A 17748-nucleotide genomic window follows, 5' to 3' on the forward strand; every position below is an offset into this window, starting at 1 on the left:
CTTGAGATCCCCCCGGTTTTTATGCTTAAGGTCTTACGGATATGGTGCATGAGGATTGAGTAATAATGCCAGTAAAGCCTCTCGAATAAACATCCCATTCGCCGCCTGCTGAAAATAATAGGCATAAGGTGTTGTGTCTACCTCTGGTGCTATTTCATCGACTCGTGGTAAAGGATGTAAAATTTTTAAATTCGTTTTTACCTGACCAGGAAGAAGATGCTTACCCTCTAAAATGAAAGCGGTTTTAAGATGACGATGCTCTGGTTTCAGGCGTTCTTGTTGAATACGGGTCATGTAAAGAATGTCAAGCTGAGGCAGCACTTCTTCAATTGTGTGATGCACGCTGTGATTAAGTTCCTTCACAAGGGGACAAGGCATTGACAACTCTGGAGGCGAAATTAAAAAAAATTCATTATTTGGAAATGTTGATAGTGCTTTTGTGAGCGAATGAACCGTTCGACCATATTTTAAATCTCCGGCGAGACCGATTTTGAGATGGCTTAAGCGCCCCTGTGTTTCTTGAATACTGAATAAATCCAGCAAGGTTTGTGTGGGGTGTTCATTCGTACCATCCCCCGCATTGATGATGGGGACTGGGCAAAAACCGGCAGCATATTGAGGAGCCCCTTCTTTGGGGTGCCGGATGATAATCGCATCTACATAGCTGCTGATCACGCGTAAGGTGTCAGACAGGCTTTCACCCTTACTGACGGATGTAAACTGGTCGTCTGAAAAACCCACCACAGAAGCCCCAAGACGATGAATGGCTGCTTCAAAAGATAATCGAGTGCGGGTAGAGGCTTCAAAAAAACAACTGGCGATAACGGTATGTTTTAAAAGATTCACGGGCGGTGTGTTTTTAAAATACGCCGCCGTATCCATAATGTGCCTTAACTCCAGCTGACTCAGATCAGAAATTGAAATAATATTTTTACGATATAAAGAGTGGGTCAATGAAGCCTCCTGATGAAAACGAAACGTTTAAGTCACACATCTCAATTGTAACGATTGGTTTTGTCGTCATTCTTTTCTTTTTTCCAATGTACGGTGGCGTAATTGAACGTTTTTCCCACGGGAACGAAAATAATCGGCTAATTGCTCAGCAATATAGACCGAACGGTGTTTGCCTCCTGTGCAGCCAATCGCAATGGTGAGATAGCTCCTATCATTATTTTCCAGCATGGGAAGCCACTGATTTAAATAATGAAGGGTTTGATAAATAAAATGATGCACTTCAGAGTGCCGTTTTAAAAAATCCACAACAGGTTTATCCAAACCTGTCATGGATCGTAATTTGGGATCCCAATGAGGATTGGGTAAAAAACGAACATCAAAAACGTAGTCTGCATAAATAGGAAGGCCATATTTAAATCCAAAAGATTCAAATACCATACTTAATTTTCGCTCTTTTGTTCCCAATGACCGAACACGGAGCATTTCAGACAGCTGATGCACTGACATTTCGGAGGTGTTGATGATCAAATCAGCGCGAGAGCGTAACGGTTCTAACAAGATATTTTCTTCGTCGATGGCTTTTTCTAATGACAGGTGATTACCAGAAAGCGGGTGTAGGCGTCGTGTCTCACTGTAACGCTGGATCAATGTATTGTGGTTAGCATCTAGAAAAATTAATCGCGTTGAAAATTTTTTGTTTAATTTTGTGAGCACCTTTTCAAATATTTCAGAAGATCCTGGCATGTTTCGGACATCTATGCTGATGGCCGCAGGGGTGTTTCTGGGCATCAGGCTACTGGCCAGATTCGGTAATAAAATAATGGGTAAATTATCAACACAATAAAACCCCATATCTTCAAGAGCCCGTAAGGCTACAGATTTTCCAGAACCAGAACGGCCACTGACAATCATCAGAACCATAGGGTGGCTCTCTTGTTAATGTAAAAGGCTATGTCGATATCCTCACTGATTCGACAGGATATAACAGTTGTACAATATGTCGTTCAAGTGTTAATGATCAAACTATCGTTGACTCAGTGATGATTTCATAAAGCTCTCGATCGTTTTCTGCAGCACGTAAACGACGACAAATGGCTTTATCCGCTAATTTGTCTGCCACTAAAGATAAAATCTTTAAATGCATTTTATCCTGGTCCAAAGGGGCCAACAAAGCAAATACCAGATCGACAGGTTGATGATCAACCGCGTCAAGCGCAATCGGTTGAACCAGGCGAATCAACACCCCCACTACGTGGGTGTCTTTTTCTAATTTACCGTGAGGTATCGCAATCCCATTGCCAATACATGTGCTACCCAAACGTTCTCGTGTTAAGAGCGCATCAAAAATGATCTGTGAGGAAATATGAAGCTGTTGAGCTGCTAACTCACTGATAATTTCTAAAACCCTTTTTTTACTGGTGCAATTGGCAATTTTTGTGCAATCCATGCTTAATATTGGACTCAGTTGTATTGAATCATCATTGGACATTTTATTTTCACTGTTTTGTCTTTACTTTTGTCAGATTACCGCTAATTTTAGCTGTCATTTGATGGCTTTCTTCATGTTTATTAAAGGCGAAACTCCTCCCCTAAATAAACCTGTTTGACCTGTTGATTGTCTAAAATATCATTTGGTGCACCATGTGCAATTAAATTGCCCTGATTCATAATATAAGCCCGTTCACAAACATTGAGCGTTTCCCTGACGTTGTGATCCGTAATTAGTACGCCTAACCCTCTATCTCGTAAATGTTTGATGATTTTTTTTATTTCAATGACAGAGATAGGATCAACCCCAGAAAAAGGCTCATCAAGTAAAATAAATTTGGGATCTGCTGCCAGTGCGCGTGCAATTTCGACTCTTCGAGATTCTCCTCCTGAAAGCGAGCGGCCTAAATTCGATTTCAAATGACTGACCTGAAACTCTTCCATCAGATCCGCCGCCCGTATTTTACGGCGTTCAAAAGAAAGGCTTTTGTTTATTTCTAGAATAGACATCAAATTATCGTAAACGCTAAGACCACGAAAAATAGACTTTTCTTGTGGTAAATAGCCGATACCCCGGCGTGCACGTTCATGTAAAGACAATAAACTGATGTCTTGGTCATCGATGATGATACTTCCTCCATCTAGAGGAATGATGCCGACCACCATATAAAAAGTCGTGGTTTTGCCTGCTCCATTAGGGCCTAATAAACCCACGATTTCACCTGAATTCACCTGCAAACTAATATCTTCAACGACCTTACGACCTTGATATGCCTTCGCTAAATTTTTTGCGATTAATCTGGACATTATGGTGAGTCCTTTTGAGCCGAATTCTTAGGCGCTTGATTTGTTAATTGAGAGGGTAAAATTACAGAGTAAACCGGTTTTCCCTTAGAACTGAAGGCGTGCATTTTTTTTTGTGGGATAAGATAAGTAATACGATCTGCTTTAATGTGACTGTCTAACTGATCTAAATAAGCGTTACCCGTTAATACCAACAATTTATCCGAGAAGGTATAGCGTAATTTTTCACTGTGACCTTTGAGGGGTTTTCCGTTATCTTGCATTTGATAGAAGGTGATGGGGTCACCAAAACCATCCACCACGGTTTTTTGAGGATCTCCGTTAGGGCGAATCACCACTACTTTACTTGCAGTGATCTTGATAGAGCCCTGTTTAATCATCACGTTGTCTATATAAGTATTCGTATGATTGAGAATGTCTAAAGATTGCTTATCAGATGTAATAATGACAGGCTGATCGGTATCATCGGTTAACCCAAAAGCAGGGAATTTTAAAGTGAGCAATATACCTATCAAAAATAGCTTATGGATTTTCTTTTTGTATTTCATAGTTTGTTTTTACCTTTTCAACCAAATTCGCTTTTTTGCTTCGTAAATTTCCTCGCATTTTCATACCGCTAGAAAAAAAATCAACACCGTAAAGGTTGACTGAGTCATTCGAAGAAATATCCTGTGTAACCAGGTTAATTTTGGCACTTTCTGTGGTGATTTTTTTTAAATATGAGCTCTGTATTAAATGGTTTAATTCAACATCAACATATAAATAAAGCATTTTATTATCATCAGTCAATTTTGCTTTATCCGCTTTCAGAGACCAATCAGGCTGCAAAATATCATCAAATAAAACCATAACAGGCTTTGTAAACCAAGTGATATTTTCAGGCCCATTAGAGTCGCCTGCTTGTTTTTTATGAACATAACGCGCGGCATTTTGAGCGGTGATGGTATAGCTGAGAAAACCTTCGAGGTTATAAATATCAGTGCGTATCTCTTGAGCTTGATAGATAGGATCATTCGGGCCAAGAGTGATTGTACTGTCTTTTAAATCTGGATCAAAATAATCCAGCAGATTCCAACTTAAAAAAATGATAACAATCACGGATAAAAAAAGAAAAGCCGCTCCTTTTATTTTTTGGCTCATTTCATTTTGTCATTCATATAAATGCCTCTTTAGCGCTCGTGAGCTTTTTTTGAGCCAACAAAATTAAATCACAGAGTTCACGGACTGCACCATGGCCACCCAAGGTATAGGTGACGTAATGTGCTTTTTTTAAAAGCCAGGGATAGGCATTTGAAACGGCCACAGATAGCCCCACTTTTTGCATCACGGGCCAGTCGATTAAATCATCTCCAATATAGGCCACTTGTTGATCGTTGAGAGACAGGAGAGATAGGAGCTCCCGATAGGGTATCAGTTTTTCTATGGCGCCTTGATAAAGGTGATCAATGCCCAAGGTAAGCGCCCTATCTTTGACAATTTGAGAGGAACGACCTGTGATCAGTGCGACTTCAATCCCGGCATTTTTTAAACACCGAATGCCGTGGCCATCATGTATATGAAAGGATTTGAGTTCCTCGCCCTGGTTCCCCATATAAATTCGACCGTCGGAAAGCACGCCATCGACATCACAAATTAACAGCCGAATCTGTGTCGCTCGCTGAACCACTTCTTTTTTAACGATTCCGTAATGCGTTTCTAGCATATGATTCATCCATTATCTCGTTCATTAGATTACTCCGGATCTCAGCATGTCATGCATATGCACCACCCCCACCAAACGGCTTTTTTTAGACACCAACAAAGCGGTAATATGATGTAATTGCATTAAGTTAAGGGCCTCCACAGCCAATAAACCAGGTTTAACCTGTACCGGATTGGAAGTCATCAGGTGATTAATGTGCGCCTTGTTCAAATCTATTTGTTTATCAAACACTCGGCGTAAATCCCCATCAGTAAAAATCCCTTCAATTTTCATATTGTGATCACAAATCGCGGTTAAACCCAGCTTTTTTTGGGTCATTTCCAACAAAGTATCACGCAAAGAAGCATTTGAATAAACGAAAGGAATGTCGCTTCCAGTGTGCATCATATCACTGACCCGAAGCAGCAACTTACGGCCTAACCTTCCCCCAGGATGAGAGCGTGCGAAGTCTTTTTCAGTAAATCCTCGAGCTTGCAAAAGGGCCACCGCAAGCGCATCCCCCATCACCAAAGTAGCCGTCGTGCTGGTGGTGGGCGCTAATCCCAACGGGCAAGCTTCTTGAGGAACTTTAATACACAGGTGAATATCTGCCGCTTCTCCCATCGTGCTGTTGGGATCTGCTGTCATACAAATCAAAAAAATATGTTGGCGCTTTAACAAAGGGATCAAGGACAAAATTTCATTCGCTTCACCGGAATTTGAAATCGCTAACACAATGTCACCCTGACTTATCATGCCAAGATCGCCATGGTTTGCTTCACTCGGATGAACAAAAAAAGCCGGTGTTCCGGTGCTGGCAAAGGTAGCGGCTATTTTACAACCTATATGCCCAGATTTACCCATTCCCATGATCACTAACTTGCCCTGACAAGAAAAAATGTGGGCGCAAGCCTTTTCAAAATCTTCATTGATGTACTGCTCTAATTGAGCCAAACCGGCACATTCAATTTTTAATACTGCTTTGGCAATTTGTTGATAATTTACCTGATTGAGTAATATCATACTTATAAAGTACTCATGGATGCATCTGATAGTAAGGCGAAAAATTTTATACTAAACTGCTTGCGAAACCTACCATGTAACATCGATTAACCGCATCAGCACCTCACGCTCTGAGTTTCTCGAGGATTTTTAAAGAATTTTAATAATTGAAGAGCTGAACATAAAAAAACAAAAGCAACAAGATCAACCAAAATAAGTTATAAATCTCATTGAATCCAAACTGAAGGCTATTATACATTTCACACTCGGCGATAAAGATAATATTTTCTGATATCAGTATCACTTTCCCTCGTGAAAAAGTGACCTCCATTATGCGCGCCCTTCTGGCACAGGTAAAACAACTTTACTACGTTTGATAGGTGGGCAGCTTTTGCCTGACAAAGGAGCAAGATCAACCAAAATGAGTGATAAATCTAATTTAATCGAAATGAAGGGTGTACATTTCACACGCGGCGATAAGGTGATCTTTTCTGATATCAGTATCACTTTTCCCCGTGGAAAAATAACTGCCATTATGGGCCCTTCTGGCACAGGTAAAACCACTTTACTACGTTTGATAGGTGGGCAGCTTTTGCCTGATAAAGGAGATATTTTATTCGATGGAGAAAATATTCCTCACTTATCTCGCCAAGATCTCTATCGTGTTCGTAAAAAAATGAGTATGTTGTTTCAATCTGGCGCGTTATTTACTGATCTGAATGTATTCGAAAATGTGGCATTTCCTCTACGTGAGCACAGAGCTTTATCCGAAGAATTGCTGCGGAGCACAGTGATGATGAAGTTAGAAGCCGTGGGTCTCAAGGAGGCCGCTTGTTTGATGCCTTCAGAGCTGTCTGGTGGCATGGCCAGACGAGCGGCATTAGCGCGTGCTATTGCGCTGGATCCCCAGCTCATCATGTTCGATGAACCCTTTGTTGGACAAGATCCCATGAATTTAGGCATATTGGTGAAATTAATCAGAGAACTCAATCATACATTAGACATGACCTGTATCCTGGTGTCACATAATGTGACAGAAGTTTTGAGTATTGCCGATTACGCTTATATCTTGGCAGATCAGCACGTTATTGCAGAGGGTTCACCAGAACAACTGAAAAACAATCCCAATCCCCGTATTCGAGAATTTTTGTACGGTATTTCAGAGACTTGTATACCTTAAAATACCCTTAAACTTGATGGAATCTTCATGTCAATCATAGAAAGTGTATCATCTTTAGGGCGTAAAGGGATTGACGCCTGCTCTACCCTTGGACGAGCAGGATGCATGTTGTTGAATATTGTTTTCGGCAAGCCGGAACCTCGTAAAAATCTCCCTATTTTAATCAAACAGCTATATCGTGTTGGCGTACAATCTATTTTGATTATTGTCATTTCGGGTTTATTCATCGGGATGGTGCTGGGTTTGCAAGGATATTTAACGTTAACGACCTACGGTGCAGAAGGCAGCTTAGGTATGTTGGTCGCTTTATCGTTGTTCCGTGAACTGGGCCCAGTAGTTTCGGCTTTATTGTTCGCAGGGCGGGCAGGATCCGCGCTGACGGCTGAGATTGGCTTAATGAAGGCCACGGAGCAACTTTCCAGTTTAGAAATGATGGCGATTGATCCCTTAAGACGGGTTATCGCTCCGCGCTTTTGGGCCGGTGTCATCAGTTTACCATTACTGGCCGCTCTCTTTATCAGCGTCGGTATCTTTGGGAGTAGCATGGTAGCGATTGACTGGAAGGGTATCGATGCTGGGTTTTTCTGGTCAGCAATGCACGATTCCGTGATGCCTTCTGATGTCATCAATTGTTTTTTTAAAAGTGTGTCATTTGCAGTGATCATCACCTGGATCTCGGTATTCAATGGCTACGATGCCACACCCACCTCTGAAGGGATCAGCCTGGCAACGACCAGGACCGTCGTAAATTCATCATTGGCTGTACTGGCTGTTGATTTCTTGCTCACTGTATTGATGTTTGGGAACTCATGATAATGCATACAAAAAAATATGAAGTCTGGGTTGGTTTATTGATGTTATCAGGAATCAGCGCGATCCTGTTTCTTTGCTTGAAGATCGCGAATATTCACTTAATAACACCACAATCTACCTATGAAATATATGCTAATTTTGACAATATTGGCGGCCTGAAAATGCATTCTCCTGTTAAAATTGGTGGCGTGGTCATAGGCAAAGTCTCTGACATTTCGTTGAAGGGGCCAAATTATACGCCTCGCGTCACCATCGATATTGACTCACAGTATCATCACATTCCAGACACCAGTTCATTAGCCATTCGTACTGCGGGCTTATTAGGGGAACAATTTCTGGCATTGAACCTGGGTTTTGAAGATGCAGAAATGGGAACGACTATATTAAAATCAGGAGATACCATTAAAAACACCTCCTCCGCTTTGGTGCTTGAAGATCTCATAGGTCAATTTTTATATAAAAGTGGTGAAAAAAGCAGCATACATAAAACCTCCAATATGTCACATCATTGAAATAGAGAATCCCCCATGTTAAAAAAATATTTTTTTATCGTTTTATTGATGCTGGTGCCTTCATTAGTTCAGGCATTAGATAAAACAAATCCGTATACACTGATGGCAGATGCAGCGAAAAAACCCTTCACGCGACTCAAAAACGAGCAATCCAGGATTAAAGCCGACCCCAATTATTTACGGACCATCGTTCAAGAGGAGTTATTCCCTTTTATACAAATTAAATATGCAGGGGCTTTGGTATTAGGCACCTATTACAAAGGCGTAAAACCTGAACAACTTAAAAACTATTATTCCGCTTTTAGTCAATATTTGGAACAAGCTTACGGCCAGGCTTTAACCATGTATTATGGCCAAACGTATCGTATTGCACCTCCTCAGGAGGTGGGATCGGCCACCATGATCCCTATTAGAGTGACAATCATTGATCCTGATGGCCGCCCTCCTGTCAGATTAGATTTTCAATGGAGAAAAAACACCCAAACCGATCATTGGCAGGCATTTGATATGCAGGTCGAAGGGGTCAGTATTATTACTACGAAACAAAATGAATGGGCTAATATCTTGCGTGAAACAGGAATAGATGGGTTAACAAAACATTTAACCCTGCTTGCTCAGCAGCCGATTACTTTAAAATAACTGATCATCACTATGCAAAAAAAAATCAAAGACAGCTTGCTCGATGCTTTGTCTCTTGAAGCGCTTTTTATCACCGAACAGGGTAACCATTTTGAGGTCATTGCTGTGGGTGATTTATTTTCAGGAATGAGCAGTCTCAAAAGACAGCAGACTATTTATGCCCCCCTAATGAAATACATCACCAATAAAAGTATTCATGCGGTCAGCATCAAAACTTATACAGTGCAAGAATGGAAAGAGTTTAAAAAAACCTCTGTTTGATCGAAAAATTTTAAATGTAAAGAGAATCAGCATAATGAAAAAATTTCGCATTCAGGGGCCTTGCTCTCTCTCGGGAGAGGTGATGATTTCGGGATCAAAAAATGCCGCCCTGCCTATATTGTTTTCTACCCTATTGTCAGAAGAACCCATTGAGTTAAAAAATATCCCAGAACTCAAAGATATCGACACCACGCTAAATTTACTGAAACAGCTGGGGGTCAAAGCAAAATATCAACCCCCTGATTCCATTATGATTGATGCGAAAGCGGTTAATCATTTTTGTGCGCCCTATGAATTGGTCAAAACCATGCGCGCCTCTATTTGGGCATTGGGGCCTTTGGTTGCTAGGTTCGGTCGAGGGCAGGTCTCTTTACCTGGGGGATGCGCTATAGGTGCAAGACCAGTGGATTTACATATTTTTGGATTAAAACAGCTCGGTGCAAAAATACAAATAGAAGAAGGGTATATTAAGGCGTCTGTTGAAGGTCGTTTAAAAGGGGCTCATATTGTCATGGATAAGGTCAGTGTTGGGGCCACCCTCACCGTCATGAGTGCCGCTACATTGGCTGAAGGCACCAGCATTATTGAAAACGTTGCCCGAGAACCTGAGATTGTTGATACAGCCAATTTCCTCAATATTTTAGGGGCCAACATTCAAGGTGCTGGAACTGACAAGATCGTCGTGGAAGGAGTCAAGCGATTAAGAGGAGGTGCTTACAGTATTATGCCTGATCGGATTGAAACAGGGACCTTTCTTGTCGCAGGCGCAGTTTCAAGAGGTAAAGTTGTCTGTCGTCACACTCAGCCCGCTACCTTAGAGGCCGTATTGGCTAAATTGCACGAAGCTGGCGCACAAATCGAAGTCGGCAAGGACTGGATCAGCCTGGATATGAAAGGGAAGCGTCCAAAGGCGGTGAATGTGCGTACAACACCTTACCCCGGTTTCCCAACCGACATGCAGGCCCAATTCACTTTGCTCAATATCGTTGCAACAGGCACAGGTGTTATTACTGAAACCATTTTTGAAAATCGTTTTATGCATGTCCCTGAATTAATCCGTATGGGCGCCCAGGTAAAAATTGAAAGCAACACCGTCATTTGCCATGGTGTGGAGCGCCTTTCTGGAGCAGGAGTCATGGCGACCGATTTACGTGCTTCGGCCAGTTTGGTGCTAGCCGGTTGTATTGCTCAAGGAATAACGACAGTGGAGCGAATTTATCATATCGATCGGGGTTATGAGTGTATCGAAAATAAGCTAAGAAAACTGGGTGCTTATATTGAGCGGATCCAAGGCGCTCAGTAGCCAGAAATATCACCTGTTTTGGCTCGTCATATTAAGGAGCACCTTATTTATAAAAGGTGATCAGACAATTAAATGAAAGACATAAAAAAACTGATTGAAAATAATAAAATTTGGTCAGATTCGATGAGTCAAAAAGATCCTGATTTTTTTCAACGTTTATCTCAGGTGCAAAAGCCGAATTTTCTTTGGATTGGTTGCTCAGATAGCCGTGTCCCCGCCGAACAGTTAACCAGTTTGGAACCAGGCGAACTTTTTGTACATCGTAATGTGGCTAACCTGATTATTCATACTGATCTCAATTGTCTGTCTGTAGTGCAATACGCTGTAGAAGTATTAAAAGTGGCGCATATCATTATTTGTGGTCATTACGGTTGTGGAGGCGTCCAGGCAGCAATAGAAGATAAAGAATTAGGCTTAATAGATAACTGGTTATTACATATTCGTGATCTCTGGTATAAGCATCGTTTGATATTAGGGGAATTACCACTCAAAGATCGGAATAATCTGCTCTGTGAGCTCAACGTGGTGGAGCAGGTTTACAACCTTGGGCATTCTACTATTGTGCAATCTGCATGGAGACGGGGTCAAAAAGTCATGTTACACGGTTGGATTTATGGTATGCACGAAGGCCGTGTGAGAGATTTAGGCGTATCTGCCAATAGCAGAGAAAGTGTCGAAATGGCTTATAGCAACGCCATGTCCGTCAATAAATCTCGAGATGCTTTAATTTGAAAGAGAAATGACCCATTTGATGATTGAACAAAATGATTCCCGTTTATTTTAAATACCATTGAAGCCAGGTATTTCTACACTGTGAAGCAATTGACTGTTGTCATAAATCGGTAGAGCCACTTGTTCGTATTTGTCCGTGTTTTGGCATTTTTGTAACCGCCTTTTTTGCCATTTTCAACCCCACCCCACCTTTATCATGACTGTCATTGTCAAATTAACCCTTGTAAGACTTAACGAGATATTTTATCGAAATCTTCAGGGGCAAAACCCTACAGCAGTTTTATATTAAAAATTAATTTATTCACTATAATTGATAATCAACAACAATTTCATCAAAATAAAATTTTATCCCTAAAAAAATCTGAAACGAAAGCGCTCACTCATTTCTCGGAGCGCTGTCATCGAATGCAACATAAAAAACCCTGAGTTTTTACAATCAAAATTCATTAGAGGTCCCTACGCTTCCATATTGATTGGTTACGGTTACTTGGAGTTGATAATCGGCTTCCTCCCATTTTTTTTCTTCAGGAAAAAATTTCCATTCTTTTTGTTGATTGTGATAAGAAAAATCCTTGTTTGAGTCTGTATTATTAAAGGATTCAGAGGTAGTTTTTGCTCCCATTTTTTTTGTCAATTTGACTGTAATCAAATCTTTTTCGTGTAATTCTATGTTTCCTTTTGCATTTTTTATCACGAATTTTTTACTGTCGTTGTCTATGATTTTTTTATTGTCTATTTGATATAAATCAGTACCCTCGGCAAATGTGATAGAGGGGTCAGGTTTGGTATCATTAAAATAAAATACCTCGTTTTTCGTCGAAGAATTGCCCGCTTTATCCAACAGTTTCGCGATGACTGTGTATTCACCATGACTCCAATCAGTCTGAGGCGTCACTGTATAGGTCGCATTACTCAGCTGTGTGACCTCGCTGTTTTCAACGGAGCCCTTGCTATTTTTTATCTCGTACTCTACTTTCCATGCCCTGGATGCATCTTTTGGATCAATTTTCACCAACAATGTCGGTTTGGAGTTTTTCGTATACTTAGGGTCACGACCTTGGTCACTCCTACCGAGTTCAATCGTTTGGATAGTAGGTTGAGTGTTGTAAAAATGGATTGTTTCACTGCTTGGACTCCCTGGGTTGTCCCCTTTATAAGCCTTTGCGGTAACCGTATATTCCCCCTCTATTTTTAATTTTTGTTTCGGGGTCCAACTTCTAGATAAGGATTCTTTTTCCAGTGTGCCTTTTTGAATGCTCCCATCACTACTGCTTTTGAGCTCAATCTCTATTTTCGTGATGTTTTTTCCGGTCGGCTTGAAAAGCAATTTGGGTGATTCCTTGTCAGTAAAGTTTGATGCTTTATCCCCTGTTTTATCCTCTAAGGTAATTTCTACGGCCCCCACCTCAACCGTATCCACCTCAAAGTTAAATTCTTGTCTTTCTGTACTATTGCCCCTTTTATCGGTGGCAACTACCTCGATTTTATAGTCTCCATCATCCGTAAAGGTGGATTCAGGTATTGTCAAATAATAGGCTTGCTTGCCATCTGCCACTTCTTCTTCTGACTGTCTTATATATAACGGCTGTGTGTTGCCTGGTAAATAAAGTTGAATCTTGGCGTCAGGCTCTGTGGTGATTTTGAATGTCGGTGTTTTCGTATTGGCAACACGGTCACTAATAAGAAAATCCTGTGTAATTTCAATTTTCTCTATTGTTGGAGGAATAGAATCCAGATTAATGGTTTTTTTGGCAGCAGCGATGTTTTTGGCCTTATCTTCTGCAACGACGCTAATAGTGTTATCCCCTTGCGCAAGTTGAGGGTCTTTAAAGGTATAGCTCCATTCTCCGACTGAATTGACTTGAACTGTGTCTAGTCGTGTTTCTTTATCATCGGTTATTTTTTTATTGTAGATGCTGACTTGCGTGTTGGCTTCCGCCTTCCCGTGAATGGTCGGCGTCACATTTTTAATCAAAAAAATGTCAGAGCGCTCCTCTTGCGTGAGTGCAATGTCTTCTGAATTCATCTCAAAAGTAGGGGGTTGAGTGCTCGATTTAATCACGAGAGATAATTTTGCCTGGGCTTTATTCCCTTTATATTCTCCCAGTGCCATAAATTCATGGGGGCCATCTGTTAAATCAGTGGGAGTAAAGGTAAAATTACCTTGACCATCCGATTTGGTGCTCCCTAATGTTGTGCTGCCTTTTTGAATCGTCACCTCAGTGCCCGGCATGGTGGTGCCCACTAATTTAGGTGCATTCACGTTGGTTAAATTATCTTTTTGCCCGCTGCTATTACTCTTGTCGTCAAGCGCCAAACTGATTTTTAAATCGATTTTAGGGTTCGGGGCCGGGTTGTTTAAACCACTGCTTCGGTTTGCGTTTTTGTTGACCTGGGCAACTTCTACCGTTGCACTCGATTCTTTATGTAAAGAAGAGGCAGAATCCAGAGAGATGTCTCTTTCATCTGGGGTGATTTGTGCCAAGGCCGCTTTGGTGTTCGCTTGCGTTAAAAATTCATTGAGCGCTTCTTCAATTTGTTGAGAGGATTTTTGTGCTTCCTGCGCTTCTAACGCGGCTTTCTCGGCTTCTGCTTTCTCTTTCTCAGCTTTTTCTCTTGCTTTTTTTTCTTCTGCTTTCTCTTTCTCGGCTTTTTCTCTTGCTTTTTCTGCCTCTTCTTTGTCTTTTTCGGCCTGTCTCATTTTTTGTTTCAGCGCTTCCTGTTCTTCTTGAAGCGCTTTATTTTGAACCTGATCGACTAAAAAAGAATCGGCGCTTTTAAAGTCGATATTCTCAAGGTTGACCTGACTGAGTAAGTCTTTCCCCTTTAAAGCACCATCCTGAAACTGAAAAGACAGTTGGCTGTCTTTTAAGCTGGAATAAATCGCCCCATTCACAATGGTCACACTGCCTTGCGGTGAGGTTAATTTCAGATCGGGCCCTGATATCGCCACTTGAACCTGATTTTTATTCCCTAGTGAAGACAAATCAATCCTGGAATTATGTTGTGCAAATATTTTTTGAGTCGCCATCAGTTTTTCCTTGAAAACAGAGATTAATTCTGTGTTATTTTTATTAAATAATTTAATTTATATTAGTGCATATATCAATTTTTGATATATTATTTTTTTATCTCATCTGAATCTGTTTTTGTTATTTTTGCTAAAATTTGATCAACATCATCCATATTTTTAATGGAGTTCAAATGGAAGAAGAAAGTAATCCTTGGCCAAGTTTTGTGGATACCTTTTCGAGCATGTTATGTATTTTTATTTTTATCATGTTGATATTTTTACTCAATAACATGTTGGTCGTTTATGAAAGTGCGATAGGTGGGGAGGGAAAAGTGATTTATCAAAAACAGGCCGATTTAATAGAATCGAAACAAGAAAATTCACTCAACGCACTAAATAAAACTCAAGTCAAAGATTCAATTCAAAAAATTCAGCCCGGTATTGAGAACGGTCATGTAAATACTGCCCAAGATAAAGTGCTCGTCAATAAAAAGAATACACAGAATGAGCTCTCTCAAATTCAAATCGAAAATGAAAATATAGTTAAAGGAGTGCCAAAACAGGTTAAAAACAGAAATAATGATATTGCCCATAATAAAGATAAAACACGGGTGACTATAACTGGAAATACATTAACGATTGAATATGAAGGTGAGGTCAACACTTATCTTAAAGAAGATATTACAAAAATGATGGATTGGATTAAAAGTACAAAACACAAAATTTTTGAGATCGAGATTTTTATTCCAAAATCCAAAATTTCATTTTCAGATTCATTACGATTGGCTTATGACAGGGGGCTGATTTTAATGCGAGAAATCAAATCTGTTGATCCAAGCGTAATATTGAGCCTTAACGTCAATACCACTTCAGACAACTTAGAAAATAAAGTGGTTATCGTCCCTAAGAATTAAGAAGGGTTTTTTAATGAAAAAGTTATTTTTTTATCGTTCTTTAATTTTATGTTTGATATTAGCTGTCTTACCGATCTTTTGCTTGTTAATCCCTGGTATCAAAAATTATGTGATTGACAATTTTATGGTTTCAGCAGCTTATAATTCTGTCATTATTTTTATTTATGTTTTAGGGAGTATTTCGGCTTTATTTTCTATATGGCAATCCTTGTATAGTAAAAATATTATTAGATATAAAAACAGTATGAGTCACAGTAGTTTGCTGGCAAATTTTAACAAAAAACTATTTTCTGAAAAAAACAAAACGTCTTCGCGGGCGTTATTAAAAGAAATCTCTACCGAAGTGAGCGCTACCCGCGCTCAACGTGTTTTGTAGTAATGTTTCTACGTTGATAGGTCTTTTAGGAACTTTTGCTGGATTGTCGATCACCATCAGTGGTATCGGCAGTATGCTTTCTGAAACCTCTCATCACAGTTCAGATAGTTCTACGGATGACACTCTGGATATGATCATCCATATTATCTCTGCTCTTTCTGAACCTCTTCGTGGTATGAATACCGCATTTGTCTCTTCTATTTACGGGGTCATGTGTGCCATTTTACTCATCGCACAAAGCGTGTTTGTGCGAAGCGCATTTTCACAATTATTGGCAGAATTAAAACGCCTGGCCTTTGAACACCTGGAAACTGAGACGACACCAAATCAGGTAAGAACCGTTCGAATCGAGTCGCCTGAAGTGTCAGAGTTCAAAAAAAGCTTTGAAGATTTTTGTCAGTACTTCATTAAAAATGAAGAAAACAGAAATAAGGAAACGTTACAGTACCACCAAAAGCTGATGGAAGCCCTCTCGGGTCTAAACAATCATTCGTTTTCTGAACAAAGTGCTTTACTTGAAACAATAGAGGTCAATCAAAAAACTCTAATGACTCAGAATGAAGAAAACGGAGAATCTCTTGCAGACATCAAAAAAGAAATCTCAAATCAGCATGATGTTTTGATTGACAAAACGCAGGAAATTCAAGCTGAAGTTGAAAGTTATAAAGAGAGCTTTATTCCCTTGTTGGAAAAAATCACCTCGATGTATCAAAAAATCGTTAAAAAAACCTTGTTAAGAAAAAGGGATGAGGATGAGAATGAAAAATAAAATAATGGCTTTCATTTTATGCTCCCAATCTTATATTTCTGCTGCGGCGGTAAACCAACCTCATTCCCATTCTTTAACAAGGCTGATCAAAGCGGCCATGCAACATCAACCTTCCGTCAAAATTGCTTACTATGAAACAGAACGTAAAAAAGGAGATTTACAAACAGCAAAATCCGCGCTTTATCCTACTTTAGATTACAGTGCTGCCGGCACCGGAATAAAGAAACAATCGTCGGATAGTGAAAAAAATATTGAAAATAAAGTGTCTGTGGCTTATCGAGTCACCGATTTTGGGGTGAGATCAGCGACGATTAGAAGAGCAGAATACGAAAAAGAGGGCTCGCATTTCGATTATGCCAAATCTCAAAACTCTGTCGCTCAAGAAGTCAGCGACTCTTACTTAAATATTAATAAATACAAAGAAATATTAGAGGGGATTGTTAAAGAAAAAGCCTTTTATAAAAAGATGCTGGATAATTTTTCTTTACTGGTTTCATCGGGGGTGGCTCTCGAGTCTGATTTGAGAAAAGTACAGGTCTCAATTGATTCACTCAATAGCCGCGAAATTATGTATCAATCGATGCTAGATTCAGAAATGTTTAAACTTAAAAATATGACGGGCCTAAGGAGCCTCTCTTCTGAACAGGTAGGTCAGCCTCATATCTTGCTTGAACGGTATGCTTTCATCAGTGATCGAGCCAAAATGATGCAAAAAATAAAGCTGTTTAACCACGATTATCATATTTTGCTTCAATCACAAAATGCGGCACTGGAAGAAATGAACGGGGCGCATTCTTCTTACTTTCCCGCCGTCGATCTGAGCGCAGAATATGTGGATAACCATCCGCTTGGCAATACAGATCGTAATACTTATAAAAATGAAGGCCGAGTGAAACTTAATGTCAGCCTCAATCTTTTTAATGGATTTAAAAATAGCGCACAAGATTTAAAAGTTTCCTCGGCTTATACTCAATCTAAATTACGCATCGAAGAGTTTTTACTCAAAGCGCAATTTGAAATCAATAATATGATTTCTCAATACGCCGCTGCAAAAGAAACTTATGTCGTGAATCAACGTTCTTATGAAAATGCGCTTCAACTGTCGACTCTTTATGAAAAAGAGTTTGATCTGGGTCAAAAAACCTTGTTAGACCTGATTTCTAGCAGAGGGGAATATTTTCAGTCTTTTATCAACATGATTGAGAGTGAATACTCTCAGCGACAGGCGAAATCAAGACAATTAGGGTTGATGTCTCAATTAACGAATTACTTAGGGGTGAGCCAAACTCCTCAAGCGGAAAAATAGA

Annotated in this window: 20 protein-coding genes; 11 read left to right on the forward strand and 9 right to left on the reverse strand. The window is 40.0% G+C overall.

The genetic code is table 11. The features are described 5' to 3' along the window. Positions 1-33 precede the first annotated feature (33 nt). The 8 genes from pyrB to kdsD all read right to left on the reverse strand — a co-directional run bounded on the left by pyrB (position 34) and on the right by kdsD (position 5950). Positions 34-954: an aspartate carbamoyltransferase gene (pyrB, locus tag HDEF_RS08725; RefSeq protein WP_015874288.1), complete on the reverse strand. Its 921-nt coding sequence runs from the start codon at positions 952-954 to the stop codon at positions 34-36. Positions 955-1020: 66 nt separating this feature from the next. Further along, positions 1021-1875, reverse strand: a complete 855-nt coding sequence (gene rapZ / locus HDEF_RS08730; RefSeq protein WP_015874289.1) for an RNase adapter RapZ — start codon at positions 1873-1875, stop codon at positions 1021-1023. 97 nt (positions 1876-1972) lie between these two features. After that, entirely contained in the window at positions 1973-2443 is a 471-nt protein-coding gene (gene ptsN / locus HDEF_RS08735) for a PTS IIA-like nitrogen regulatory protein PtsN (protein ID WP_015874290.1), read from the reverse strand. 80 nt (positions 2444-2523) lie between these two features. Next, positions 2524-3249 carry an LPS export ABC transporter ATP-binding protein gene (gene lptB, locus HDEF_RS08740; RefSeq protein WP_015874291.1) on the reverse strand — a complete coding sequence of 242 codons (726 nt, stop codon included), beginning with the start codon at positions 3247-3249 and terminating at the stop codon, positions 2524-2526. Continuing rightward, positions 3249-3794 carry a lipopolysaccharide ABC transporter substrate-binding protein LptA gene (lptA, locus tag HDEF_RS08745; RefSeq protein ID WP_015874292.1) on the reverse strand — a complete coding sequence of 182 codons (546 nt, stop codon included), beginning with the start codon at positions 3792-3794 and terminating at the stop codon, positions 3249-3251. Before lptA ends, lptB begins: the two co-directional genes overlap by 1 nt. Beyond that, positions 3769-4386 (reverse strand): LPS export ABC transporter periplasmic protein LptC, encoded by a 618-nt coding sequence (gene lptC / locus HDEF_RS08750; protein ID WP_015874293.1) that lies wholly within the window; start codon positions 4384-4386, stop codon positions 3769-3771. The genes lptA and lptC overlap by 26 nt, the downstream gene beginning before the upstream one ends. Before the next feature lie 13 nt (positions 4387-4399). Next, positions 4400-4957, reverse strand: coding sequence for a 3-deoxy-manno-octulosonate-8-phosphatase KdsC (kdsC, locus tag HDEF_RS08755; RefSeq protein WP_015874294.1), 558 nt, complete (start codon positions 4955-4957; stop codon positions 4400-4402). 15 nt (positions 4958-4972) lie between these two features. Beyond that, positions 4973-5950 (reverse strand): arabinose-5-phosphate isomerase KdsD, encoded by a 978-nt coding sequence (gene kdsD / locus HDEF_RS08760; RefSeq protein ID WP_015874295.1) that lies wholly within the window; start codon positions 5948-5950, stop codon positions 4973-4975. A gap of 400 nt (positions 5951-6350) precedes the next feature. Between kdsD and mlaF the strand changes: the two genes are divergently transcribed. The 7 genes from mlaF (at position 6351) to can (ending at position 11369) form a co-directional block, all read left to right on the forward strand. After that, entirely contained in the window at positions 6351-7109 is a 759-nt protein-coding gene (gene mlaF / locus HDEF_RS08765) for a phospholipid ABC transporter ATP-binding protein MlaF (protein ID WP_015874296.1), read from the forward strand. A gap of 27 nt (positions 7110-7136) precedes the next feature. Then, positions 7137-7922: a lipid asymmetry maintenance ABC transporter permease subunit MlaE gene (gene mlaE / locus HDEF_RS08770; RefSeq protein WP_015874297.1), complete on the forward strand. Its 786-nt coding sequence runs from the start codon at positions 7137-7139 to the stop codon at positions 7920-7922. A 2-nt stretch (positions 7923-7924) separates the two neighbouring features. Beyond that, positions 7925-8434 (forward strand): outer membrane lipid asymmetry maintenance protein MlaD, encoded by a 510-nt coding sequence (gene mlaD / locus HDEF_RS08775; RefSeq protein WP_015874298.1) that lies wholly within the window; start codon positions 7925-7927, stop codon positions 8432-8434. Between the two features lie 15 nt (positions 8435-8449). Further along, positions 8450-9073, forward strand: coding sequence for a phospholipid-binding protein MlaC (mlaC, locus tag HDEF_RS08780; RefSeq protein WP_015874299.1), 624 nt, complete (start codon positions 8450-8452; stop codon positions 9071-9073). A 12-nt stretch (positions 9074-9085) separates the two neighbouring features. Next, complete coding sequence (locus HDEF_RS08785) at positions 9086-9334, forward strand: BolA family protein (protein ID WP_015874300.1); 249 nt, start codon at positions 9086-9088, stop codon at positions 9332-9334. 34 nt (positions 9335-9368) lie between these two features. Beyond that, entirely contained in the window at positions 9369-10637 is a 1269-nt protein-coding gene (gene murA / locus HDEF_RS08790; RefSeq protein ID WP_015874301.1) for a UDP-N-acetylglucosamine 1-carboxyvinyltransferase, read from the forward strand. Between the two features lie 72 nt (positions 10638-10709). Further along, positions 10710-11369 (forward strand): carbonate dehydratase, encoded by a 660-nt coding sequence (gene can / locus HDEF_RS08795; protein ID WP_015874302.1) that lies wholly within the window; start codon positions 10710-10712, stop codon positions 11367-11369. Between the two features lie 436 nt (positions 11370-11805). On the opposite strand, the gene HDEF_RS08800 is transcribed toward can, so the two are convergent. Then, complete coding sequence (locus HDEF_RS08800) at positions 11806-14400, reverse strand: Ig-like domain-containing protein (protein WP_015874303.1); 2595 nt, start codon at positions 14398-14400, stop codon at positions 11806-11808. 173 nt (positions 14401-14573) lie between these two features. Between HDEF_RS08800 and HDEF_RS11005 the strand changes: the two genes are divergently transcribed. Genes HDEF_RS11005 through HDEF_RS08820 form a run of 4 tightly spaced genes read left to right on the forward strand, consistent with a single transcriptional unit; the run spans position 14574 to position 17747 of the window. Continuing rightward, positions 14574-15296 (forward strand): hypothetical protein, encoded by a 723-nt coding sequence (locus tag HDEF_RS11005; protein WP_015874304.1) that lies wholly within the window; start codon positions 14574-14576, stop codon positions 15294-15296. Positions 15297-15309: 13 nt separating this feature from the next. After that, the gene (locus HDEF_RS08810) at positions 15310-15672 is read left to right on the forward strand and encodes a 6TM ABC transporter family protein (RefSeq protein ID WP_044612382.1); all 363 of its coding nucleotides are present in this window, start codon (positions 15310-15312) and stop codon (positions 15670-15672) included. A gap of 43 nt (positions 15673-15715) precedes the next feature. Further along, positions 15716-16441 carry a hypothetical protein gene (locus tag HDEF_RS08815; protein WP_148207017.1) on the forward strand — a complete coding sequence of 242 codons (726 nt, stop codon included), beginning with the start codon at positions 15716-15718 and terminating at the stop codon, positions 16439-16441. Then, positions 16425-17747 carry a TolC family protein gene (locus HDEF_RS08820; RefSeq protein ID WP_100103927.1) on the forward strand — a complete coding sequence of 441 codons (1323 nt, stop codon included), beginning with the start codon at positions 16425-16427 and terminating at the stop codon, positions 17745-17747. Before HDEF_RS08815 ends, HDEF_RS08820 begins: the two co-directional genes overlap by 17 nt. Position 17748: the final 1 nt, after the last annotated feature.

Source organism: Candidatus Hamiltonella defensa 5AT (Acyrthosiphon pisum), from assembly GCF_000021705.1.
GTDB lineage: Bacteria > Pseudomonadota > Gammaproteobacteria > Enterobacterales > Enterobacteriaceae > Hamiltonella > Hamiltonella defendens.